The organism is Prevotella sp. TF12-30, from assembly GCF_003436715.1.
Classification (GTDB): Bacteria; Bacteroidota; Bacteroidia; order Bacteroidales; family Bacteroidaceae; genus Prevotella; species Prevotella copri_A.
In genome coordinates this window covers 21,699-46,140 of record NZ_QSQJ01000015.1, presented here as the reverse complement: position 1 = coordinate 46,140, position 24,442 = coordinate 21,699, and the positions used below count along the sequence as shown (strand labels likewise).

Below are 24,442 nucleotides of genomic sequence, written 5' to 3'. Positions count from 1 at the left end.
TCTGTTTTTAGAGTTGAATATTAATTTAATCGACTGCTTCACCGGTAATAGGGGTACTGGTCTCCCAATCGGTAATCTTTACTTCATTCAGGGTAATTGTATCACGACCTACCACCAGGTTGACGGTTGTAACCTTGCCACTCTCAAACTTGAAAGGAGTGCCGTTGTCGTAGATGAAATTCTTGCCGCCTATTACGACGGTAATCTTCTGAACGCCATCCTGCGGGATGATGATGGAAGCATATTGCTTGTTGGCAGTTAAAGCAGGCATGTCGAAGTTGGCTTTATCTTCTGCTACTGCAGATGGGGTGACAACCTTGGTGAGATAATTGACGGTTGCACTTTTTACGGCATCGCCTACAACTACCTTATCTACGGTAGGTCCCTCTGTTCCCCACTGATTCTTATAGGTGAGGTTTACTAGAAGTTTAGCCATCACATGGGTAAAGGTAAGCGGTACAGCCTGTTTGCCTTCTGCAGTTATTCCGTCAGCATTCACAGCCACCAGCAGGTCGCTTTCCACTTGCTTTGTCGCATCAAATACATATTCACCAGCCGCAAGGTCTGAAATGGCTTTTTTAGGATATACACCGATGAAATAATGCTTGTCGCGGTTGTTCTTCCACAGCATCTGCGGAGTAGATATCCACGAGCCTTTGGTCAGTTTGTTGATGGCATTATCCACCACACGTCCGGTTGCTGCCGGAACTGCAGTTGCATCTCCTGTCCAGGCATACACACTGATTTCATCACCCTCCTCAAAGGTTTGACCGCCTTTCGCATCTGTGGCAACACGGGTCATATTGCCGATGCTGGTAGAAACGGTGATATACTTGGAGGTCTCGCCTCCGATACCGTTCTCGTTGTCAGAACAACTGCCCAATGCCAAAGCCATTGCCATCAGGGCAAAGAGATAAGTCTTTGTTTTCATTGTCTTTTACTTTTTTATGTTTATATTCTTGTTTTGATTCTCACTTGAATGATAGAGCCGCTTAATCTCCCGGATTCAGGATTTCACCACGATATACCCAACCTTCTGTCCAATCATCAATCTTCGTGCTCGTAAGATACATGTAAGGTTTCATCTCCTCATATTCCAAGTTGATCTGGTACTTGCCGCCAGATTTCATGACAGGAGCTTCGATGTCGTAGTTGCTAACTACTCCCCCAGGAGAAATCAGTTGGATAAACAACTTGGTGGTATGAAAACCGTTGGCTGTCGGCATCAAGCGTAATGTTTCCGTTTTTAAAGTTTCACCAGGCACTGCGATTTTCAAAGGTATATCACACTCCTCCTTGGTATAGCTTGCCGTCCCGAATGTTCCATCCTCATTCTTTTGCAGAGGTAGGAGTCCGGTTGCCACATTCAGAACCTTGCCTATCATTGCAAAATTATCAGGAACTCCTTCTATGAAGATAGTCAATTCTGCAAGTATATGTCGCATTTCATTTTTTGTGATATAGTGCACATTCTCCTTGTCTATACCGATGTCCGTGACACCATAATAGGCATGTTCGGGTGAAGCACTCGGATCCGACAGTCCGATTGCCAGACTGTTTATGTTGTCAACGGCTCTTGTCTGCACACTGATGGTGAACGGATCCACCAGATTGGTGGTGGTGAGAATGCGGTAGTTACCTTCCGGCAGGTCATATCGCTCTTTTGCCATTTCCTGCGCACTGCCATGCTGGCTTTGCGCCACCTGCGTGCCGTCTGTAGCATTCACAATCCATGTCTTCACGTCCTTCACTTCCGTGCCCTCATCGGCTTCATCAGCCCAGGCAAGCGAAACCGACAAGCCTCCATCCCCTTCGCCATCATGGACATCATGATCGCAGCTAGCCAATAGGCATGGGACGCATAGCAGCACCCATAACCCAATATTAAATCTTCTTTTTGCTCTCATTTTCTATCTTGTTTTATGGGTTACTGATGATGATTTGTAGTCTCTACTCGGCGGGCTTTTGGGGCAGTTCTGGAAGCGTCGCTTCCCTTTCCTACTACCGAGATGCGTCTTGCTGCAATACCTCTCTTCACAAGCCAGGTCTTCAGGGCTTGTGCTCGCTGGCGGGAGATGCGTCTGTTGACAGCCACGCTGCCTCTTGTGTCGCACCAGCCAGTCACCATCACCTTCATATCCGGATTCTCCTTCAATATATGGAGGATGCTTTTCAGCTTGGAAACCTCGCTTGGGCGAATGGTGATGCGGTTGAAGCTGAAGTAGATGACAGGGAATGTCACCTTTACAGGTTCTTTAATATCCTGTTCAACAACTTTTGTTTCAGCCTTATCCTCCGTTTCTTTTTCTTTCTGATTGACATTCTCCGAAAGAATGGTATCTTGATGTAGAACTTCCGTTTGTGGAACTGATGGAGTTTCAACTATCTTGTTTTTCTTTTTTGAGAAGCTGATTCCCAGTCTGATTCCGCTTTCCCATACGAAGTTGTTCTTGTGCAGATGTTCCGGCATTCCGTCCATACGTTCTCCTGAAAGGCGTGTCAAACCGGAATAGATGCCCAGATTAAGATTGGAGGTCAACTGGTAACCAGCCTGCAAGCTGGCTCCATAGCCCAGATGCCAGCGGGTAGAGCCTTTCATCACCTCGGCATGATCTGCCAGGGTCTGGATATCTGCGCAGGTGGTCACTGCATAGAGATGAGGAGATACGGCTACAGTCCATCGGCTGTGGGCGGTATTGCGTAACAGCCCCAGCAGATTCACGTGAACCCTTGCACCATACCAGCCCATCCTGACATGGCTTTTCAGTTGGGCATATTCCCAGCTATCCATACCCAGGACACCTGCCTTGTAGAGTATGCCATCGCTGCCCAGCCAGTAGTTGCGCTCCACGCAGCAGTCTTGTGCCGACAGGTTCACCTCTCCATATCTGGCAGAGAGTTCTGCTGAGAAAATGGGGTTGAAACGATAACCGCCATAGATGCCGGCAGCCCAGCCCAGGTGGGTCTTGTCGTGTCCGAAACTGGAAAAAGTGGATAAGCCGAAAGGCAATCCGCCATCCATGCCCAGATACCATCCTTTGGAATCTGGCAGGTTACTATCGCTGGCTTCCGCTTTCGCAAAGGAAAAGGAAAGAATGGAAACAAGCACAGCAACCAGTAATCTGATCTGTGTCGTTGAACGATTCATCATATTACTCTACATTATTGTCATTACTTACTACATTATTTTCATTTGCTTACTTCAGAATATATAAGAAGCTTTCCGAAATGATGATTCGGAAAGCCAAATCTTGATTGATGGTATAAGATTCAAATATTTCTTTCGTGCCACAAAATTAGTGTTTTTCACTGAAAAAGGGTGTCGCATTCCCCTAAAAAAGTGTCGCATTCCTACCAAAAAGGAGTAGCATTCCTAGAAATGCTACTCCTTTTTGGCAGATTTTCTCCATTCTGTAGGCGAGCACCCTGCCTTGGTCTTGAAGATGCGGTAAAGATGGGTGCGGCAGGAAAATCCGCACTCGGCAGAAATGATATCGTTGCTGTAGTCGGGATACTCCAGCATCATCTTCTTGGCTGCATTGAAACGGATCTCGCTGAGCCATATCCTGAAGTTGGAATGCAGACACTGGTCGAAGAACAGACTCAGTTCGTTCTTCGAGATGCAGAGTGTGTGGGAAAGTGTGAGCATATTCACGTTACAGTCCTTGTAGCCCTGATTCTCACACCAGGCATCCAGGCTCTGCTGGATAAAGTTCCTGCGTTCATCAGAAATAATCTGCAATTGCCTTGGTTTATCATCCGCAGGATTCTGCTGTATGTCAGAATTTTCCTCTGCCCCCCCCCATTTCCGGTTTCAGATGGAGGGTTGTTTTCCGCTTCCTTGTCCAGGAGCTCTTCGGTAGGAATGTAATTGCTGCCAAGGGCTATGAATGTAAGGTTAAAGAACAGCAGTGCCATCAGCCCCACAGGAGCCAGTATATATAATAAGGTGGTGGAGAACATGGCTACCGGCAAGACAAGGACCGGGAGACAGAGGATGAATATGCTGGCTCGTGAATATCTCACGTAGGGCAGCATATCCGTAGCCGCCATCGTTTCCAGCATCTTCCTGCGCCTGTTCATCTCCCGTATAATCATATATATGCAATAGGATACACTCACGCAAAACAGTACCAGCATCAGATAAAGTTCTTCTCTAATATACAGACTTTGGTGAAGGCTGACGCCCACGCAGAAGATCAGGATGATGGCGGTATAGATGGCACCGCACACCAGATACATCTTCCTGCGGTTGGCACGGGTGGTCTCCAGATTATAGATGCCCATACAGATGAGCGAGAAGCAAGGGGTATAGATGAGAATGTTGATCACCGCCCCCAGATCATCGTCTATGGCACGGAATCCGAACTTCATCTGTATCACATATTGTATCGCCAGACCTGTGATGGCTGCTGCTATCATCCATCTTGAACGTTCGTATCGTTTGTTCTTCCATCTTACATGCAGACAAGAGAGTGCCACGATGAAGGCATTGATGAACATGAAGATGAAACAGGCAAACTGAAGTAAAAACAATGAATCCATACGCTTCCTATCTTATGTTTACTTGCTTAAATTTCTAATTACTTGCTTTATGTGTATCAAAGTTGTATATCCCAACAGCGTAAGATAACTATTTATATAGTGTAAAGTCTATGTATTATGCGCCGTGCATCGTTCGAAGTAAGCACGTGCATCGTTCGATGTGAGCGCGTGCGTCGTTCGACGCACGTGCTTACTTCGTTCGGTGTGAGTCGCAAAACAAATAGGCAATACACCTCTTTCCCTGCAGGAATGAGCGTATATTGCCTATTATGAATAGATGTGATGATATATAGAGTATCATCCTTTCCTTGTTTTTCTATTATCCGTAGATAACCTTACCATTCTCATCCTCGTAAGGAGTCATATCCTTAGCATACTGGTTCATGGCGCGGAGGCTCATACCCATAGATGAGAAACCACCATCGTGGAAGAGGTTCTGCATAGTTACCTTGCGGGTGAAGTCAGAGAACATCATTACGCAATAGTTAGCGCAATCCTCTGCTACCGCATTTCCGAGTGGAGACATCTTGTCAGCGAAGTCCATCATATTCGCGATATCCTTGATACCCTTACCTGCAGTTGTAGCTGTAGGGCTCTGAGAGATGGTATTGATGCGGACATGCTTCTCGCGACCATAGATGTAACCAAAGCTGCGTGCGATGCTCTCAAGCATGCTCTTGGCATCAGCCATATCGTTGTAACCGAAGAAAGTACGCTGAGAAGCTACGTAAGTGAGAGCTACTACAGAACCCCACTCATTGATAGCATCCAACTTCTTGGCTACCTGCAACATCTTGTGGAAAGAGATAGCAGAAATATCCAAAGTCTTGTTCAAGAAATTGTAGTCGAGATCATCGTATGTACGATGCTTACGAACATTAGGGCTCATAGCAACAGAGTGGAGCACGAAGTCAATCTTGCCACCGAGCTTCTCCTGAGCCTCAGTGAATACCTTTTCCAAATCCTCAACGCTGGTCGCATCCGCTGCGATGATAGGAGCGTTGATCTGTTCAGCGAGCTTATCCAGCGTGCCCATACGCAAAGCCATAGCTGTGTTACTGAGTGCGATGGTAGCACCCTCTTCAGCAGCCTTAACAGCTACTTTCCAAGCGATTGATTCCTCATTGAGTGCACCGAAGATGATGCCACGCTTGCCTTTTAACAAATTGTGAGTCATTGTTATCTTAATACTATATGTTTGTAAATCGTGCGCAAAATTACGAAATTTGTGCAATATATGCAAGCTTTTTCGCAAAAAAGTGCTGTTTATACCACCTTTTTTGCGAAAAGTCAAGTAAATCGTGCCTTATTTATCATCTATCCGGATGCGGGCCACCAATGGAAGATGATCGCTGTAACCTCCTAAATACCTCGGACCCAGGTAGGTGCGATATGGTTTTTTACCGCCATATTTCTCATCATCTTCGAGCAGGAAAGGCAAATCTCCTATTCTGCAGGCATTTTCCGGATGCTGCATCGATTCGCTCAGCAGTATCTGGTCAAGACTGCGCCATTCTCCATGCCAACGGTAAGTAGCCTTTGCCCCATGGCTACCCTGTGCTCCGGCAGATATATTAATAAGGTGGTGCTGATAGAGATATTCCAGAGCGGGAGAGTCGTGATAATCATTGAAGTCTCCTGCCACAATAATCTTTGCCCCACTTTGAAGCGCATAAATGGAATCCACAGCTTCTGCCAACTGGCTCGCCACCTGCAGGCGGTAAGGACGGGATTCACGCTCTCCTCCTCTTCTACTAGGTGCATGCACCACAAACACATGCAGCGTATCGCCCGTGATGACACGTCCCGAAACATAGAGAATGTCTCTCGTAGGACGGGTATCCGGCAGACGCTTCACCCGAATAGACCAGGAATGTATCAATGAAAAGGAAAACGGCTGATACATCAAGGCTACATCGATGCCTCGCTCATCGGGCGAATCGGTCATCACATACTCATAACCAGCCGTACGGATGACTGAACGCTTGGTCAGGTCAAACAATACACTGTCGTTTTCCACCTCACAGAGAGCCACCAGGTCGGGAAGCTGCACATCTCCGGAAGCCTCCTCATACCCCAGTCCCACAATCTCCTGCCCCAGCTGGTTCACCTTATGCCAATAGCGGTAGGGAGTCCAGTGATAACTGCCCTCAGGCAGGAACTCGACATCATTCTTAAGCGAATCATGCCGTGTATCAAAGAGATTTTCGCAGTTTAACTCCACAAAAGTGAGTAAACTTGATAGGATGAGTGTTAAAAACATAGTCATTTATTTTGTATTGTCAATGTTTTAATGTATCTTTGCAGTCAGTTTTCGAAGGTCCCATAGTTTAATGGATAGAACGGAGGTTTCCTAAACCTTTGATCCGAGTTCGATTCTCGGTGGGACCACGTAAACGATAAAAGGTCGCTCCTATTTAACTAGGAAGCGACCTTTTATCGTTTTATAGTCTTGATGATTCCCTATTTCCATCCGGCATTCACCGGACAGAAACAGAAGAATCTCTTATTGTTTACGTTTTACTTAACCTCTGCAACAGCAGTCTCTTCAGCTGGCTCCTCCTTGATCTTGCGGCCAAGAACGATGTAAGCCATTGGAGATGCGATGAAGATAGAAGACAAAGTACCGAATACAACACCCAGAATCATTGCGAATGAGAAGCTGCGGATGCTGTCACCACCGAGGATGAAGATACAGAGCAACACAATCAATGTAGATGTAGATGTATTGATGGTACGAGCCAATGTCTCATTGATAGATGCATTGAAGAGCTGCTGACGGTCGCCCTTAGGATGCAACTTCAAGTTCTCACGGATACGGTCGAATACTACCACCTTATCGTTGATAGAGTAACCTACCACGGTCAGGATAGCACCGATGAAGGTCTGGTCAATCTCCAATGAGAATGGAACGAGACCCCACAGGAGTGAGTAGAAACCGATAACTGTCAAGGCATCGAATGCCAACGCAACAGTAGAACCTACAGAGAAGGCTACATTGCGGAAACGTATCAGGATGTAGAGGAAGATAGCAATCAGAGCGAAGAGCACACTATAGATAGCACCCATAGTGATATCCTTAGCTACAGAAGGACCTACCTTAGTACTACTGATGATAGAACCACCCTGGCGAACGTCTGGGTTCTTGAATGCCTCAACACTCTTCTGAGAAACCAGGTTAGCCTTCTTCAAGGCGTTGTAAAGGATAGTCTCAGCCTCATCGTCAACAGTTGGACTGTTGCTCTCAATCATATAGTTGGTAGATACACGGATAGTCTTACCATCTGTACCGATAGCGATAGCACTTGTAGTAGCCTTAGTACCATCTGCATTGACGAAAGCACCACCAAGAACGGTACGGATCTGCTCAGGCTCTACAGGATTCTCAAACTGTACTACATAGTTACGACCACCAGTGAAGTCGATACTCTTGCTCAAACCACGAACAAAGAAGCTACCGATGAATACCACAGCTGCTACGATGGCAACGGTGAAGGTAGTCTTGTACATAGACATGAACTTGTACTTCTTGCCCTGCATCAGGTTGTGAGAAACAGGAGTATCAAACTTGCAGTGCATCCACTTGTCGTGATTCAACTTGTAGTCGTAAACCAGACGAGTCAAGAATACGGCTGTGAAGAATGAAACGATGATACCGATGATCCAAGTAGTAGCGAAACCACGGATAGGACCTGTACCGGTAGTCAACAGGATGACACCTGTAATCAATGAAGTCAAGTTAGAGTCGAAGATAGCTGAGAAAGCATTACCATAACCGGCAGCTACAGCCTGCTTCATACCCTTACCAGAGCGAAGCTCCTCCTTGATACGCTCATAGATAAGCACGTTAGCATCCACGGCAGTACCCAGAGACAAGACCATACCGGCAAGACCTGGCAATGTCAAGGCTGCCTGGAATGACGTCAGAATACCGAGTGTGAAGAATACATTGACGAGCAATGCCAAGTTAGCCATCATACCAGGAATGATGTTGTACATCATCACCATGTAAACCATCAGGAGTACGAAAGCAACAACGAATGAGATGATACCCATCTGGATAGACTGTGCACCGAGAGTAGGACCTACAACCTCCTCCTGAACGATACGTGCAGGAGCTGGCATACGACCAGACTTCAATGTATTAGCCAAGTCCTTGGTCATTTCGATAGTGAAGTTACCGGAAATCAGAGAGTTACCACCATCAATCTCACCGTTTACACGAGGAGCAGAGTAAACTACACCATCCAGAACGATAGCGATAGCCTTGCCCACGTTAGCCTTGGTCATCTGAGCCCACTTGCGGGCACCCTCTGTATTCATCTTCATGCTTACAACAGGAGAACCCATCTGGTCGAACTCATCCTTAGCGTCTGTGATGACATCACCCTCCAATGGAGCACGACCTGTAGTAGTTGTCACCTTCAAAGCGTGAAGCTCATAGATGTTCTTCATCTTGATATTGTCAGCAGGCTGTGCACTCCAGAGCAAACGCAAGTCTGAAGGCAACAGGCGCTTAGCCACTGCAGAATAGATAATCTTGTTGATAGCAGCAGTATCGCGAACGCTGGCGTAACCAACAGTACTCAAACCACCACCAAGCTGCAAGCGAGCCAACAGTGGGTGAGCCTTGATGGCAGCAGCATTCTGAGCATCCTCGCCTACCTTGGCAGCAGCATCGTCCTTCTTCTTGATAGAGAACTTAGTTTCTGCCTTCTTAGGCTCGGCCTTAGCTACATCCTTCTTAGCGGCAGCAGAATCTGCTGCTACGGTATCGTTCTTCTCCTCACCGTTATCGCCATTGGCAATACGAGTGTCGAGCTGCTGGAGATAAGGAGCGATTTCCTCAGAGTTATATGTCTCCCAGAACTCAAGGTTAGCACTACCCTGAAGCATCTTACGCATACGCTCAGGCTGGCTGATACCAGGCATTTCTACCATGATACGGCCCTGCTGACCTTCCAACTTCTGGATGTTAGGCTGTACAACACCGAACTTATCGATACGGGTGCGGACAACGTTGAAAGAGTTGTCGATAGCATCCTGTACAGAAGCGCGGATAGTCTTCTCTACCTCTGCATCGCTGCTCTGAGGAGAAACCTTGCCCTGCAACTGCTGGGTAGCAAATACCTCTGCGAGTTTATGACCAGGTGCGCTCTTGTGATAAGCGTTAATGAAAAGTGACACGAAGTCACCACCGTTAGCTTCTTCCTGAGCTCTGGCTTCCTTCATGGCATTGGTAAAACCAGCGTCGGTCTTGTGATCGGCAAGGTTTTCAATTACATCAGGTACAGAAATCTCAAGAATTACATTCATACCGCCCTTCAGGTCAAGTCCAAGACCAATCTGGGTCTCCAAGCAGTTCTGGTAAGAATAAACACCCAGGTACTTTACAGAATCCTTATAATCCTGCTGAGCAATAGGGTCTTTGATCTTTGCAGCCTCGCTGTCATAGTAACGTGTGGCAAACGAGAATGACAAATAGAAGATACTTGCGAGAGTCAGTAAGACGGCTACACAAATTACAATTCCTTTGTTTTGCATTTCTATTTTATTGTTATTAATTTATTTATTTTCAGCTTTATAATTCATCATTACATATATAATGACGTGCAAAAATACGCATTTTTTTTCTTATATAAGAATATTTTGCCTTATTTTTGCTTTTTTGGGCGCTTTTTTAGCTTACAGATGATAGGATAATGGTCTGAAACCGCTATTTTATCATCTACTTTGCACTCATAAGGCTCCCAATCCTCAGAACACATGATATTGTCTATCCGTACGAAAAATCCACCACGATGATAGCTGATTCCCGGTCCGTTGCCGCTTTCTACATAGCAATCTACCAGATTCTTAGCTATCGTGCGATGCACGTAAGAGATCGGTCCGTCATTGAAGTCACCGCAAAGGATTGTACTCATCCCCCGATGCTCCCTGATGTATCTCGCCACCGCTTCGGCTTGGGGCGCACGCTTCTTCGTTGCCTCTGCCAACTTCACCACCAGAAGCTTGGAGGTCTGCTCGGCAGTATCTACCTGCAGTTTGCCTACGACCAGTTTCTTGAACTGCTGACGGTCTTCCTTGCTCAAACCCGTCGTCTCCAGATGATTATTGATAAGCAGAACTGGCTTATCGTTGATTTTCAAACGGTAAGCCACACTCATATTCCCCTGCGATTCATAGGGAATCAGTTCCTTGGAAAGGATAGGATATTTACTCAGCAGCATCAAGGCGTTTCCGCCATGGGGATGAACCATAACGTCCTGATAAGCATAAATCGGCTTCAGCATACTGTCTATCTGCTCTGCATTCCTGCCGGTAGGCTGCGCTTCCTGCAAACAGACAATATCAGCATTCTGTTCCAACAGATAAGACAGGCAGATATTCACTCCATCCTCATCTTCCGTCTGGTTTCCGAATCCCCAGGTATTGTACGACAGAACCTTGATGCTTTCCTTCGGAGCATCTCCCTTCATATTGACCGGCATATACTGCCGGACAGGTACGAAGCTGACCAGAAAGCCCAACAAAGGAATGAGAACATACCTGGCACGGAAGATGACCCAGAATATCAGAAAGCCTAGATTGAGGAAAAGAAAGACCGGAAAGAGCAGTCCTGCATTGCAGAATGCGGGAAAACGTTCCGGATTCAGCAGATCAGAATATCCCACCAATAACATAAAGGCAACAGTAGCCACATTGGCTCCTGCCACCATCTTGACCGTAAAATCCCTTAATCCATTCAACATGACGCTATCTGTTACTCTGGTCAAAAAGAGTCTGTTTCTCTTCTCGGGTCAGACTGTCATAACCACTCTTGCGTATCTTATCCAAGATACGGTCAATCTCCTTCTGTGCAGCCTTCTTGCGCTCTTCGGCTTCATCTGTACGCTGGAAATCTGTGGTATAGGTATCATTACGGCTATAATTATCGTTGCGGGTATAGTTCTCATTGCGGGTATAATCGAAACGTTGCTTGGTCTGCTTGTTTCTACCCCCAAACATATTACGTAACTTATCGAAAGAATCGGCAGCAGAAGAGTTATGATAACCTCCATCCATCTGCTTACGCCAGTAACGGATCATGAAGAAACCGAATACCATACCTCCCAGGTGGGCAATATGAGCCACACCATCGCCACGGGTTGCCAAGGCAGAGAAGAGCTCGATGGCAGCATAGCCAATCACGAAATACTTCGCCTTGATAGGTACAGGCAACGGGAAGATGAATATTCGCTCATTAGGATAAATCATTCCGAATGCAAGCAGGATGGCATAGATGGCACCCGATGCACCTACCGTGGTCCACATGTTGAGATAATCGCCCATAGCCATACGGGCGCCCTCACCACTTACTACAAACTCATAGGCAGCCATATCCTTGACGATATAGGTAACATACTGAGCTGCTTCCTGAAAGAGGCCGGCACCTACGCCGCAGGCTATGTAATAAAAAAGGAACTTCTTCGGTCCCCAGACTCTCTCTACGACACATCCGAACATCCAAAGGGCGAACATATTGAAGAGAATATGCTCGAAACCACCATGCATGAACATATACGTAAACAGCTGATAAAAATGGAAATCGGAAGCCATGAAGAAATGAAGTCCCAAGATATCATTGAGAACATACCCATCGGTTCCGTTCTTTCCCATGACCAGGCAAGCCAGAAAGGCCACCACATTCACTATCAGCAGATTCTTTGTAACTATTGGAATATTGCGCATAACAATTTTTGCCTTAACTATTAATGATCTTATTAAAATTTGAAATTTGGTGGCAAAATTACTAAAAATATCCGTGAAATCACCAAAAAATGAGTAGATTACAATAAAATTTCACTATTTTCATCACTTTTCTGCTTTTTTTATTTGAACTTTCAAAGGAAAAGACTATATTTGTAAGCAAAATCGATAATTGATAGAAATTACTAATCATTTAATAACGTATAATTATGAACAAGACAGAATTGATCGACAAGATTGCAGCAGGTGCAGAGATCACAAAGGCACAGGCTAAGGCAGCTCTCGACGCAACTACTAATGCGTTGAAGGAGGCTCTCATCGCAGGTGACAAAATCCAGTTGGTAGGCTTCGGTACCTTCAGCGTAAACGAGCGTCCTGCTCGCGAGGGTATCAACCCAGCAACCAAGGAGAAGATCCAGATTGCAGCTAAGAAGGTGGCTAAGTTCAAGGCTGGTGCTGAGCTCGCTGATGCACTCAACAAATAATTGTTAAGATTATTTTCGACGTAAAAGGGCATTCCTCTCGGAATGCCCTTTTATTGTATGATATTACTTGATATTATTTTGGCTGCTTGCCGATGTAAGCCAAAATACCACCATCTACATAGAGGATGTGGCCATTTACTGCGTTAGATGCTTCTGAAGCCAGGAACACGGCTGGTCCTTCCAACTCCTCTGGATCCAACCAGCGGCCTGCTGGAGTCTTTGCACAGATGAAACTGTCGAATGGATGACGGCTACCGTCTGCCTGACGCTCACGAAGTGGTGCAGTCTGTGGAGTTGCAATATAACCAGGACCCAAGCCGTTACACTGGATATTGTACTCACCATACTCAGAGCAGATGTTACGAGTCAACATCTTCAAGCCACCCTTGGCTGCAGCGTATGCAGAAACGGTTTCACGACCCAACTCGCTCATCATAGAACAGATGTTGATAATCTTACCATGGCCCTTCTTGATCATACCTGGGATAACAGCCTTAGATACGATGAATGGTGCAGTAAGGTCGATGTCGATTACCTGCTTGAAGTCATCTACAGACATCTCCGTCATAGGAATACGCTTGATGATACCTGCATTATTTACCAGGATGTCAATAACACCGAGTTCCTTCTCGATATCAGCAACCATGTTCTTCACCTGTTCCTCATCAGTTACATCACAGATATAACCCTTGGCATCAATACCCTTAGCCTTGTAATCAGCAAGCGCCTGATCCATGTGATGCTGGCTGCGGCAGTTGAAAGCAATTTTTGCACCTGCCTTGGCATAAGCCTCAGCAATAGCGAAACCGATACCGTATGCGGCACCAGTTACGAGGGCAACCTTACCCTCCAATGAGAATAGTTTGTTAAAGTCCATACTTCTATATTTTCTGTTGTTTGATTTGTTACGATGGCAAAGATACAAAATATTTTTGAATCTAGCTCTTAATCAATACGAAAGATGCGACCTTTTTACTTATTTTCTCATTTTATTGACTACTTTTCATAAGTTAGTCCCTTTTTACGATGTTTTATTCACACACTTATCGTATCTGAACACCCAAAGTCTCTTCTATCACCTGAATAACCTGCGGGATAGAATCTGTTTCAAAATCACCCGTCAGACGCTTGCTCTCATCAGAAGCCGTATATCTGGTGCCTGACAATTTAGATAGTTCCTCCAATACTTCGGATAATGGAGTATTGTCGAAATGCAAACGATGCGTAGCCCATGCCACATCGTTGATGTCGTAATCAGCCAACAACTCAGGCTGGACAGCCCCTTTCAACAGACGTGCCCGCTTGCCTTTAATCAGGAAGACACCTTCAGCAGAACTGCGAGCCGTGAAAAGCACCTTTCCACTGGTTACCATCACTTCGGGAACATCTGTTCTTTCATCCACCATAAACTGGGTACCGAGCACCCTTACATGTCCATGCTCTCCTACCACATCGAAAGGATGCTGTTCATCATGCTTCACCTGATAATAGATACAGCCCTTCATCTCCACCTTTCTGCAATCATCTTCCTGATAGGAAAGAGAAGAATGAGGCATCAACGATACCTTCGTTCCATCAGGCAGATGATACGCCATTACTTCCGATTCAGCAGAAAGCGTCACCGTCTTTGGCTGCAAAAGCGTATAGGCTCCTATGGTGAAGAGCACCAGAATAGATGCAGCCACTGCTATCCAGCGGATGCGACGCATGCGTAAAGATACAGTTGCTGCATGCGAAACTTCTTCATCAGCAATGCCAACCCGAGCCTTCACTTTCCGCAAAGCCTTCCGGGTATCCAGCTTGCCCGGCAGAAAATACTTCAGCACAAAATCCTGTTCATTCTTATTGATCTTCATCATAGAATCCCTTTCTTCGTTTAAAATTGTCCTGTAATCTGTGCCTTGCCGGCAATGGCAAAGCACTTGGTATATATTCCTCCATTATCTTCGTTATTTATAGAAGTATTTCGAAACAGAACTTATATTGTAGCCAGCCACCACTCCGAAGCCTTCTTTTACATTCGAATAGGTAGGCGTAACCTGCATCAAGCCCACATCTGCCCAACTGTTGCTCTGCGCATCGTTGATACTCTTGAGAAACCGATAATATTCAGGAGTTACCTTGTATAAATCTACTACATAAGAAAAACTATAAAATGACTGATAATATGAATTAGAGTATGTATCCAGATGAAGTGTATAGGTCTTGCCATTTATCGTACGGTCATTAAAGATGTAGGCATTACCAAAATACTCATAATCATCCATACCGAAATCATCATCCAGCTTCGACTTCTTGTTCAACAAGGGTTCATTGTCTGTCAGCAGCCCTAGATCACGGTTCTTTTCTCGATTCAGTAATCTGAGCTTCACCGAATAATAATCTTCCGAAGAAGGATTATCATGGAAAATGGCTTCTACCCTATCAATCGTTATCGGGTTATAACCATCCGATGATTTCATTTCCAATTTAACATCACCCAACTCCACTTCTACCTTCTCTGGGATATAAGTAGATGCTGAAACAGATGAGAAATCCGGTGCAGAAACCTGAATACTGATTTTGTCGCCAGCTTTCTGCTTGCCTACCACATAATACTGACCTACCAGTTGCGAAAGCACATCGGATTTTGTGCTTCGGGTAAAGAGTTGAGCCTCTTCCTCGTTTGCGATGCGTTTCACCGTTTGCTCCACCCCATTCACCTTATATATAATATGTGCATCTACCTTTTCGCGGGATAAGATGTCAACATTCCCCTTTACTGATGCTACAGGCAGACTCTTAGCTACACTGACGAGCGTGGTATCACCTTCGGTAGGAAAGCAATAAACCACCAGTCGGGGATGATCCTGCAGCTTTTGAATATCAAAATCATCCTTGCAGGAAACCAACGCCAAACATAAAAGCATGAAGCTAAATGCCCTATATATCATTGTTTTCATTTTTATCTCTTTTTATCTTTACATAAAATCTACATCTACTATTCACTATGCTATTCATTAGAACTTGATGGTATAGCTGAACGAAGGAATGATTGGGACAAATCCCTTGTTCTTTGCCCTAAACCGCTTTGTTTTCTCATCGTAATCCACCTTGACATACATCGAGTTCAGGTGACAATATGCATTGTAGATGCTCAAGTTCCAGATGCGCTCATGTCCATGCTTGGTAACATGATGGAAATCAAAGCCCAAGTCCAGACGATGATAAGCCGGTAAGGTCAGGTTGTTGGGGATGGCATAGACAAAAGATGCCGAATTCCACCAACTGCCAGGGTATCGATTGCCACCATCCGGCAAACCAGGCAGTGCTGCAATCTGAGTTGGCACGGTGGCATGATTGCCGGAATGATAACTCCACACCGCATAGCAACTCACCTTCCTGTTGAAATCATATCTCAAGGAAAGGTTCAACTTATGGCGATTGTCATACTTGTCGTAATACCAGTCCTGATAGAACTCATCATACTTCCGCTTGTTCCAGGAGAGCGTATAGGAACCGCTCAAGGTCAGGTGATTGGTACGATATGTGGCATCTGCCTCCAAACCATAGAACAATCCCTTGCCATCTATCACCTGACTATCCCAATTCTCTGCCGGAGGTTCGATTCCCAGCCAACTGCTGTATTGCAGAAGATGCTTTGAGAGCTTGTAATAGCCTTCGAGCGATAAAATCCAGTGGCGATTCGGCTGCGCATAGATGCCAGCTGCAATCTGATAAGAACGCATCGGTTTCAAATCCTTGGTGGTTGGCACCCAATAATCAGTAGGCAAATCCAGATAACTGTTGGATATCTTATGCACATACTGAGTCATCTGCGTGAAAGAAGCCTTCAGCGATACCGCATGACTCCACTGGTATTTCAGTGCGAAGCGAGGGTCTATATTGAAGAAGTTCTTATCGCTGATATGAAACAATCCCAGATGGAAACCAGCATCCAGGCTCCATTTATCACTGAGACAGATTTCATCCTCCGCATACGCCGACCATTCATGAGACACATGCCTATTGGTACTATTCACACGGATGGTATCCATCTCAGCACCACTTCCACCTCCCATATAGTCAAGCTGCATCACCGTCTGTGGACGGAAGAGATGCATCGTGTAGTCATGACCGAAACGGATATGATGACGTGGATTCGGACGGTAATCGAATGCCGTGCGATATCCGGCATCATAGATAGTAGAAGTATAGCCATGCTCCAAATGACTCCACACCCTTTCATTCTTGGTTTGTGGATAGATTTCCCTGTCATTATCCAGGGAGTAAAGTTTGGAACGGTTATGGGAATATACAGCCGTGAAGTTGGCAAAGAGCTTCGGTGAAAACAGATAATTCCAATTCAAAGCTACATTGAAATTTCCCCAATTGAGCTGCGTCTTCGTTAATTCCTTATTATATGAATCACCTTCATGGTACCAATCCCCCTTGCTATCATCCATATCATCCGTCACGTCCCAACTGTCTTTTCCGTGATAGAGACTCAAGTCTATCTTCGAACGGTCGTTGAAACGATGGGTTACCTTGGCATTCAGGTCCATGAAGTAATAACCTATCGAAAGTTTCTCATCCGGATCAGAGAAAGCCTTGGTCAGGGGACGGGACAGCAAATCCAACCAGGAACGGCGCATACCTATATTATAAGAGGTCTTGCCTTTCTGGATAGGTCCCTCAAACTGCACACTGGCATCGAGCAGTCCGATGCGATAGGCGCCATGAAACTGATTCATGTTTCCATCGGCAGTACGCACATCCACCACCGACGACAATCTTCCACCATATCGTGCAGGAAAGCCGCTCTTGTAGAAATCCACGTTTTTCACCACATCGGCATTGAAACTGGAGAAAAGACCCAGCGCATGATTCGTATTATAAAGCGGAGTACCATCAATCAGAAAAAGATTCTCATCGCCATTGCCGCCATGCACATAGAGTCCGCTTGCCAACTCCTGTCCTTCTGCCACTCCACTCACACGCTGCAGGGTCTTCACCACATCCGGCGAAGACATCAGGGCAAATTCAGTCTTGATATCCTTGTTCGAAAAGGAGCGCTTGCCGGTTTGTGTGGTCAGAAGAGGAGAGTTCAAGTCGCCATCTACCACCACCTCAGGCAGTTTACCATCTACCCTAAGCGCCATATTATGATGCATATCTTTCGAGAGATTCAGCTTCTCCACCTTGTCGGCATAGCCCACATACGAAAAGCGGAGCTGGTGCTCGCCTTCGGGCAGGGTAAGCGAAAAGAAACCATATTCATTGGTGGTTGTACCGATGCCATCCGTCAGATCATAGATGGTGGCATTAATCAGCGATTCGCCACTCTCGTCACGGACGTATCCGCTGAGAGTATGGCGACGCTGAACCTGCTGAACTTTGTGATCTATATTCGTGTAAGATGTTGATATTTGTTGTATGGGTTTTCGCTTCAATATCACATAGTTCGCATTGATATTATATAGAATATGAGTTTTCTCGAAAAGCGCCTTCAGTGCCTTCTTCACCGAAAGATGCTGGATATCTGGTCCATGATACTTGATGTTCAATTCCCCATCAAGCGATGAATCATAGACGAAGTTGATTTTCCTGATGCGGTGCAGCCAATCCATCTGCTGACGGATGGTGGTAGAAGTCTGAGCCTCCACCATCATCTTCGGCGTGCCTGCCAACGTTGGAGCTGGCAAGGCTAGAATTGAGAGCGCAAAAATAATCTCTTTACCTTTCATAACTGTACTTTTATTCATTCTTTTATTGCTATAACGCAAGAATTACAGAATACCCCCATGGATGAAAGGTAAAATATAGAAAAAATCTGCAAGAAAATCATCTTTCTTGCCTCGTAAGGTCTTTAAAGCCTTGGAAATCTGATGTTCTACGGTCTTTTGCGACAGGTTGAGTTCTTCGGCAATCTCCCGATAAGTCATGCCATCACGCTTGCTCATGAGGAAGATTTCCCTGCATCGTTCGGGCAATAGCTCGATAGCCGTCCACAGTTCTGCCTCCCGGAAAGAACTTTCCTGTGCCTGGTCATCAGAAATTGTGCCGCTCAAGTCAGAAGGAGAAATCTCCGTATCTATCGGAGACTGGCGGCGCAACCGGTCGATGCAGGCATTGCGCACAGAGGTATATAAGAAAGCCTTGATGTTTTCCGGCATGATGTTCCTACTTATCAATTTCACAAAACAATCCTGCACCACGTCTTCAGCCTCATCGATATCATGAAGATAATGAGTGGCATAAAGACATAGCGGACGATAATAGTGCTGAAATATCAAGTCTATCTCTTGCATAAACCTTCTCTACCTAAACTAAACTCTTATATAACAAAATAACCCTCCAAATCCGCAAAGACCTGAAGGGTTATTTCATAATCTGTTGTCCCAGGCGGATTCGAACCACCACTGACAGAACCAAAAACTGTAGTGCTACCATTACACCATAGGACAAGCAAATCGGATGCAAAGGTAGTGGATTTTTTCTCCACTACCAAATATTTTCAATACTTTTAACGATTACTTAACGGTAATCAAGAAGTAGTTCTTCTTACCTTTCTGAACCAAAAGATACTTGCCGTCAATCAGGTCATCAGCAGTTACAACCTGGTCGAAAGCAGCGAGTTTCTCCTTGTTGAGAGAAACGCCACCACCCTTAACGAGCTTGCGCATCTCGCTCTTGCTTGGGAAGATCTGCATACCCTCCTGATTGAAGAGATCTACGGCTGTACCACCGAGCAGGTTCTTGTCGAGGTCGTAGTGAGGAACATTGGCGAATACATCGTTCAATGTAGCCTCATCGAGCTGTGCCAGATTCTCCTTGGTAGCCTTACCGAAGAGGATGTTGCTGGCTGCAATAGCCATATCCAAGTCCTCCTGTGAGTGAACCATTACGGTAACCTCCTCAGCCAGACGCTTCTGGAGTACACGGCGACCAGGATCCTGCTTGTGCTCTTCTACGAGGGCATCGATAGTCTCCTTGTCGAGGTCGGTGAAAATCTTGATATACTTCTCAGCATCATCATCGCTTACGTTCAACCAGAACTGGTAGAAAGCATAAGGAGTAGTGCGGTTGCGATCCAACCAGATGTTACCGCTCTCAGTCTTACCGAACTTCTTGCCGTCTGCCTTAGTAATCAAAGGACAAGTGAGGCAGAAGCACTCTGCATCGTTACCCAATGTACGGTGAATCAACTCAGTACCGGTAGTCATGTTACCCCACTGGTCGTTACCACCCAACTGGAGGCGTACGCCATACTTCTCATACTGATAGAGGAAGTCGTAGCCCTGGAGCAACTGATAGGTGAACTCTGTGAAAGACAAACCGTCACGAGCCTCACCGTTCAAGCGCTTCTGCACGCTATCCTTCGCCATCATATAGTTAACTGTGATGTGCTTACCTACCACGCGCGCAAAGTCGAGGAAGGTGAAGTCCTTCATCCAGTCGTAGTTGTTAACCAACTCAGCCTTGTTAGGCTCATTGCCATCGAAGTCGAGGAACTTAGATACCTGCTTCTTGATAGCTTCCTGGTTATGATAGAGAGTCTCAGAGTCGAGCAGATTACGCTCCTGGCTCTTGCCAGAAGGGTCGCCAATCATACCTGTAGCACCTCCCACGAGGAGATAAGGCTTATGGCCACAACGCTGCAAGTGACGCAACATCATGATACCGCAAAGGTGACCGATGTGCAGAGAGTCTGCAGTAGGGTCTGTTCCGAGATAGGCAGACACCATGTGGGTGTTAAGGTATTCCTCAGTACCTGGCATAATCTGTGCCAGCATACCACGCCATTTCAATTCTTCAACAAAATTTTTTGCCATCGAATGTGATTACTTTATATATTATATAATATGTATAAGGGGCCCAGCGAAACAGCCGGAAACTTACGGCACGGGATCATAGCCCGAACCACCCCAAGGGTTGCATCTCAAGATACGCCATATTGCCAAAGCCAGCCCCTTGAAAGGTCCATGCTTCCGTATGGCTTGCCTGGCATATTCAGAGCAGGTTGGCTGAAAGCGGCATGACGGCGGTGTATAGGGAGTGATGCACTTCTGATAGAACAGGATAGGAAGTACCAACAGCCAGGTCAGTACTTTTACGAATCCATGCCAGACGATATGCAGATACTTCATAGTTTCTCTACCAATCGTTGCAGGTTCTTGTTCATCCTGGCATTCAGCTCAGCCGAATCGTGCAGTTTGCCATCCTGCCAGATGACGGCAAGCAGCAGCTGCTTGTCGGGCATCTGTGCCATACGCTCCATCAGCTCATGCTTCTGGGTGCGGTAAGCCTCACGGATCTGTCTTTTCACCCGATTGCGCTTCACGGCTCTCTTGAAGAATCGCTTCGACACGCTTACCATCAGTTCTACAGAAGCACTCTGCTCATCAGTCTTGTCAACAACAAGATACACCATCTTCAAGGGCCAAGCCGTCATAACATGGGCTTTACCGCTAAAGAGCTGGTCTATGAGCGTCTGCTTGCATAGGTGCTCTCTCTTTCCGAAAGTGTTATCTGTTTCTGTCAACATCATATAGTTTCTTATTTATTGTTTCGCTTCAGATAATCCTTCAGCGCTCCAGTCATGGATGGGAACTCCTTGGTAGGAGCCTCCAAGTCAATGCGAAGACCTTCGTCAGTTACAGTCTTCATGGTTGCCGGACCGAAAGCACCGAGAGCAATCTTGCCCTGCTCAAACTTAGGGAAGTTCTTCTTCAGGGCTTTTACTCCTGTAGGACTGAAGAAAATCATCATATCATAGTCGAACGACTTGATTTCTTCCTCTGTGAAGTCATTGCTTACCGTGCGATACATCACGCACTCAGTATGATTCAGCTTCTTCTCGTCGAGAAGGTTCTTCACATCATCATTGTGTACACTGCTCAGTGGAACGAGATATTTTTCTCCTTTATGACGACTCATCTGTGCCATCAATCCGTCGATCTTGCCAGTATCACCGAAGAAGACCTTGCGCTTACGATACTGTACATACTTCTGGATATAGAGTGCGATGGTCTCAATAACACAGAAATACTTCATATCCTCAGGAATGGTAATACGCATCTCCTTGGCTAATTTGAAGTAATTGTCCACTGCATGGCGAGATGTAAAAACGACTGCAGTGTAGTCTAACAGATTAATCTTCTGCTGACGGAATTCTTTCGCTGTAAGTCCCTCAACCTTAAAGAATGGGCGGAACACACATTCTACGCCGTACTCCTTCTCGATATCATAGTAAGGAGATTTCTCACTTGCCGGTTTTGGCTGAGAAACTAAAATTTTTTTAATCATCTTGTCTTAAAAGTTTATTTTCAAATAATGACTGATTAATACGAGTCCACCCCAAAGGGCAGACAGAGGTACTACTTCAAGGGCACAAAAGTACAAAATTATCTGCAAAAACAAGCCATTTCTTTTAAAAAAGATGAGATAACTCTTATAAAATGACAACATTTTCACCAATACGAGTACTATAATGGTATATATCACTGCTACCTGGAGCGATAAGTCGAAGTAAGACAGGAGCATAACTACCGGGAACAGCAGTACTCCCTCGCAGGATAACAGGAAGAGATACGCCTTGAGCCATTGTTCATTTTTTTTCTTGTCGAAGAATACCAGACCCGCTATGGTATAGAGCAAAGCCTTGATCAGGCAATAGCTCATCACATATCCGGCATAGATACAGATTACCCAATTCTGCTCGATGGTAAACGTATCGCTGATGGATGCCTTCGAGTAGAAGAAGTATCCGAGTGCCACCAGCAGGCAGGTCTGCAATACAAAGAAGAACTGGAAGCGAACCTCCGAACTCGTCTCCGTAATCACAGTAGTACCCTCTCGCGGAACGCGGAAGAAGGCCTTTGCCTGGCGGAAAACGAAATGCTTCGACTTGGAGAATGCAATACATGCCAACACAAAGCACAAAAGCAGCAACGAGGTGATGAAGTTGTCGCCCGCCACCGTATAAGGCACCGGATCACCCGCCACACCCAATCTTCCACCCCTTAACTCAGGATGGAAGAGCGAGTCTTTCGAGAAGAACGACTCACGATAGTATTGTGGCAAGCTCACATCTCTGAAACTCTTGCCGGCCTTATGTCCGGGCAGATGCAGGGTATCGGGCATCCTGCTCCAGTGAGTAATCTCACAGGGTTTGATGTGCGCCCTGATCATAGAATCCTGTTGGGCAGGGGTCGCATTCTTAGGCAGCCAACTCAGCACCAGTTTAGGTGTGAGTTGGCTGCTATGTTTTTGCTGGACAGATTGCTGCTGTAATTCAGCTTCAATCTCCAGACCTGTATGTATCGAATCTGCTTGCTGCACCATTCTTTTCTATCGATTTCCTAAGAAACCGCTCTCTTATTGTTATTCGTTCCTTAAAGACCGAAAGCCTTCTTGATTTCATCTACCTTATCGAGCTTCTCCCATGTGAAGAGCTCTACCTTCATGGTCTTTGCTTCGTGATAACGGCTGGTGAAGGTCTTCTCCACTACCTCGTTCTTACGTCCCATGTGTCCGTATGCGGCAGTTTCAAAGAACATTGGCTGACGCAACTTCAACTGGCGCTCGATAGCCTTTGGACGGAGATCAAACATCTCGGCAATCTTCTTGGCAATCTCGCTGTCGGCCATATTCACATGGCTTCTGCCATAGGTATTTACGTAGATGCTTACAGGCTCTGCCACGCCGATAGCGTAACTTACCTGAACCAACATCTCGTCTGCCACGCCGGCAGCTACCATGTTCTTGGCGATGTAACGGGTTGCATAAGCTGCAGAACGGTCCACCTTACTAGAATCCTTACCAGAGAAGGCACCACCACCGTGAGCACCCTTGCCACCGTATGTATCTACGATGATCTTACGGCCGGTAAGACCTGTATCTCCATGAGGACCACCAATCACGAACTTACCGGTAGGGTTTACGAAGTACTTGATGTCGTCGTTGAAGAGAGCCAATACCTTATCGCTCAAGTGAGTCTTTACTCTTGGAATCAGGATATTGATCACATCCTCACGAATCTTTGCCAACATGGCATCATCATCGTCCTCGCCATTTGACTTCTTGATGAAGTCATCGTGCTGGGTAGAAACCACGATGGTATCGATGCGCTGTGGGATATTATCGTCTGAGTACTCGATGGTAACCTGGCTCTTAGAGTCTGGACGGAGATAAGTCATCACCTTACCCTCCTTGCGGATATCAGCAAGCACACGCATGATGAGCTGTGCCAGGTCGAGTGATACAGGCATGTAGTTAGCGGTTTCGTTTGTAGCGTAACCGAACATCATACCCTGGTCGCCAGCACCCTGATTCTCATCCTCCTCACGGCTTACACCGCGGTTGATGTCATCACTCTGCTCGTGAATGGCAGTGAGCACGCCACAAGAGTCACCGTCAAACTGATACTCGCTCTTGGTATAACCTATCTTCTTGATGGTCTTGCGGGCGATAGTCTGCAAGTCAACATATACATTAGAGCGAACCTCGCCCATGATTACTACCTGACCAGTAGTACAGAAGCTCTCGATAGCGCAGTGAGCATGGTCATCGTATGCCAGGAACTGATCGAGCAAAGCATCTGAAATCTGGTCGGCCACCTTATCTGGATGTCCTTCAGAAACTGATTCTGATGAAAACAAATATGCCATATTTTTCCTTTA

General features: G+C 45.9%; 22 protein-coding genes and 2 tRNA genes. 2 read left to right on the top strand and 22 right to left on the bottom strand.

Annotated elements, in window-relative coordinates:
• Positions 1 to 25: 25 nt before the first annotated feature.
• From DXD25_RS07645 to DXD25_RS07615, 7 genes are all read right to left on the bottom strand, one after another.
• Complete coding sequence (locus DXD25_RS07645) at positions 26 to 931, bottom strand: fimbrillin family protein (RefSeq protein WP_117662646.1); 906 nt, start codon at positions 929 to 931, stop codon at positions 26 to 28.
• 61 nt (positions 932 to 992) lie between these two features.
• Positions 993 to 1,907, bottom strand: coding sequence for a FimB/Mfa2 family fimbrial subunit (locus DXD25_RS07640; protein WP_117662644.1), 915 nt, complete (start codon positions 1,905 to 1,907; stop codon positions 993 to 995).
• A gap of 20 nt (positions 1,908 to 1,927) precedes the next feature.
• The gene (locus DXD25_RS07635) at positions 1,928 to 3,151 is read right to left on the bottom strand and encodes an OmpA family protein (RefSeq protein ID WP_117662642.1); all 1,224 of its coding nucleotides are present in this window, start codon (positions 3,149 to 3,151) and stop codon (positions 1,928 to 1,930) included.
• 231 nt (positions 3,152 to 3,382) lie between these two features.
• The gene (locus DXD25_RS07630; RefSeq protein ID WP_233522226.1) at positions 3,383 to 3,649 is read right to left on the bottom strand and encodes a helix-turn-helix domain-containing protein; all 267 of its coding nucleotides are present in this window, start codon (positions 3,647 to 3,649) and stop codon (positions 3,383 to 3,385) included.
• Between the two features lie 2 nt (positions 3,650 to 3,651).
• Complete coding sequence (locus tag DXD25_RS07625; protein ID WP_233522225.1) at positions 3,652 to 4,545, bottom strand: hypothetical protein; 894 nt, start codon at positions 4,543 to 4,545, stop codon at positions 3,652 to 3,654.
• Between the two features lie 319 nt (positions 4,546 to 4,864).
• Positions 4,865 to 5,722, bottom strand: coding sequence for an enoyl-ACP reductase (locus DXD25_RS07620; protein ID WP_089545314.1), 858 nt, complete (start codon positions 5,720 to 5,722; stop codon positions 4,865 to 4,867).
• Between the two features lie 129 nt (positions 5,723 to 5,851).
• Positions 5,852 to 6,808, bottom strand: a complete 957-nt coding sequence (locus DXD25_RS07615; protein ID WP_117662686.1) for an endonuclease/exonuclease/phosphatase family protein — start codon at positions 6,806 to 6,808, stop codon at positions 5,852 to 5,854.
• A gap of 56 nt (positions 6,809 to 6,864) precedes the next feature.
• Here DXD25_RS07615 and DXD25_RS07610 point away from each other — a divergent pair.
• Positions 6,865 to 6,936 (top strand) — tRNA-Arg (locus DXD25_RS07610).
• Positions 6,937 to 7,065: 129 nt separating this feature from the next.
• Here DXD25_RS07610 and secDF read toward each other — a convergent pair.
• The 3 genes from secDF to DXD25_RS07595 all read right to left on the bottom strand — a co-directional run bounded on the left by secDF (position 7,066) and on the right by DXD25_RS07595 (position 12,276).
• Positions 7,066 to 10,089 (bottom strand): protein translocase subunit SecDF, encoded by a 3,024-nt coding sequence (gene secDF / locus DXD25_RS07605; RefSeq protein WP_117662638.1) that lies wholly within the window; start codon positions 10,087 to 10,089, stop codon positions 7,066 to 7,068.
• Between the two features lie 110 nt (positions 10,090 to 10,199).
• Positions 10,200 to 11,297, bottom strand: a complete 1,098-nt coding sequence (locus tag DXD25_RS07600) for an endonuclease/exonuclease/phosphatase family protein (protein WP_117662636.1) — start codon at positions 11,295 to 11,297, stop codon at positions 10,200 to 10,202.
• Positions 11,298 to 11,301: 4 nt separating this feature from the next.
• Entirely contained in the window at positions 11,302 to 12,276 is a 975-nt protein-coding gene (locus DXD25_RS07595; RefSeq protein WP_117662634.1) for a rhomboid family intramembrane serine protease, read from the bottom strand.
• Between the two features lie 227 nt (positions 12,277 to 12,503).
• Here DXD25_RS07595 and DXD25_RS07590 point away from each other — a divergent pair, with 227 nt between their 5' ends.
• The gene (locus tag DXD25_RS07590) at positions 12,504 to 12,779 is read left to right on the top strand and encodes an HU family DNA-binding protein (RefSeq protein ID WP_089545318.1); all 276 of its coding nucleotides are present in this window, start codon (positions 12,504 to 12,506) and stop codon (positions 12,777 to 12,779) included.
• 73 nt (positions 12,780 to 12,852) lie between these two features.
• Here DXD25_RS07590 and DXD25_RS07585 read toward each other — a convergent pair whose 3' ends face one another.
• The 12 genes from DXD25_RS07585 to metK form a co-directional block, all read right to left on the bottom strand.
• Positions 12,853 to 13,656, bottom strand: a complete 804-nt coding sequence (locus tag DXD25_RS07585; RefSeq protein ID WP_117662633.1) for a gluconate 5-dehydrogenase — start codon at positions 13,654 to 13,656, stop codon at positions 12,853 to 12,855.
• A gap of 166 nt (positions 13,657 to 13,822) precedes the next feature.
• Positions 13,823 to 14,638: a FecR family protein gene (locus DXD25_RS07580; protein WP_117662631.1), complete on the bottom strand. Its 816-nt coding sequence runs from the start codon at positions 14,636 to 14,638 to the stop codon at positions 13,823 to 13,825.
• A gap of 90 nt (positions 14,639 to 14,728) precedes the next feature.
• Positions 14,729 to 15,721: a DUF4249 domain-containing protein gene (locus tag DXD25_RS07575; RefSeq protein WP_117662629.1), complete on the bottom strand. Its 993-nt coding sequence runs from the start codon at positions 15,719 to 15,721 to the stop codon at positions 14,729 to 14,731.
• Positions 15,722 to 15,778: 57 nt separating this feature from the next.
• Positions 15,779 to 18,523 (bottom strand): TonB-dependent receptor, encoded by a 2,745-nt coding sequence (locus tag DXD25_RS07570; RefSeq protein WP_233522224.1) that lies wholly within the window; start codon positions 18,521 to 18,523, stop codon positions 15,779 to 15,781.
• A gap of 24 nt (positions 18,524 to 18,547) precedes the next feature.
• A complete protein-coding gene (locus DXD25_RS07565; protein ID WP_117662627.1) occupies positions 18,548 to 19,069 on the bottom strand; it encodes an RNA polymerase sigma-70 factor in 522 nt (173 codons plus the stop codon).
• An 85-nt stretch (positions 19,070 to 19,154) separates the two neighbouring features.
• Positions 19,155 to 19,225 (bottom strand) — tRNA-Gln (locus DXD25_RS07560).
• Positions 19,226 to 19,291: 66 nt separating this feature from the next.
• Complete coding sequence (gene tyrS / locus DXD25_RS07555; protein WP_089545324.1) at positions 19,292 to 20,593, bottom strand: tyrosine--tRNA ligase; 1,302 nt, start codon at positions 20,591 to 20,593, stop codon at positions 19,292 to 19,294.
• Between the two features lie 63 nt (positions 20,594 to 20,656).
• Positions 20,657 to 20,908: a membrane protein insertion efficiency factor YidD gene (gene yidD / locus DXD25_RS07550; protein ID WP_089545325.1), complete on the bottom strand. Its 252-nt coding sequence runs from the start codon at positions 20,906 to 20,908 to the stop codon at positions 20,657 to 20,659.
• Positions 20,905 to 21,309, bottom strand: coding sequence for a ribonuclease P protein component (gene rnpA / locus DXD25_RS07545; RefSeq protein ID WP_233522222.1), 405 nt, complete (start codon positions 21,307 to 21,309; stop codon positions 20,905 to 20,907). The genes yidD and rnpA overlap by 4 nt, the downstream gene beginning before the upstream one ends.
• An 8-nt stretch (positions 21,310 to 21,317) precedes the next feature.
• Entirely contained in the window at positions 21,318 to 22,067 is a 750-nt protein-coding gene (locus tag DXD25_RS07540; RefSeq protein WP_089545326.1) for a uroporphyrinogen-III synthase, read from the bottom strand.
• Positions 22,068 to 22,073: 6 nt separating this feature from the next.
• Positions 22,074 to 23,105 (bottom strand): DUF4271 domain-containing protein, encoded by a 1,032-nt coding sequence (locus DXD25_RS07535; RefSeq protein WP_117662625.1) that lies wholly within the window; start codon positions 23,103 to 23,105, stop codon positions 22,074 to 22,076.
• Between the two features lie 50 nt (positions 23,106 to 23,155).
• Positions 23,156 to 24,430: a methionine adenosyltransferase gene (metK, locus tag DXD25_RS07530; protein ID WP_117662624.1), complete on the bottom strand. Its 1,275-nt coding sequence runs from the start codon at positions 24,428 to 24,430 to the stop codon at positions 23,156 to 23,158.
• Positions 24,431 to 24,442 lie beyond the last annotated feature (12 nt).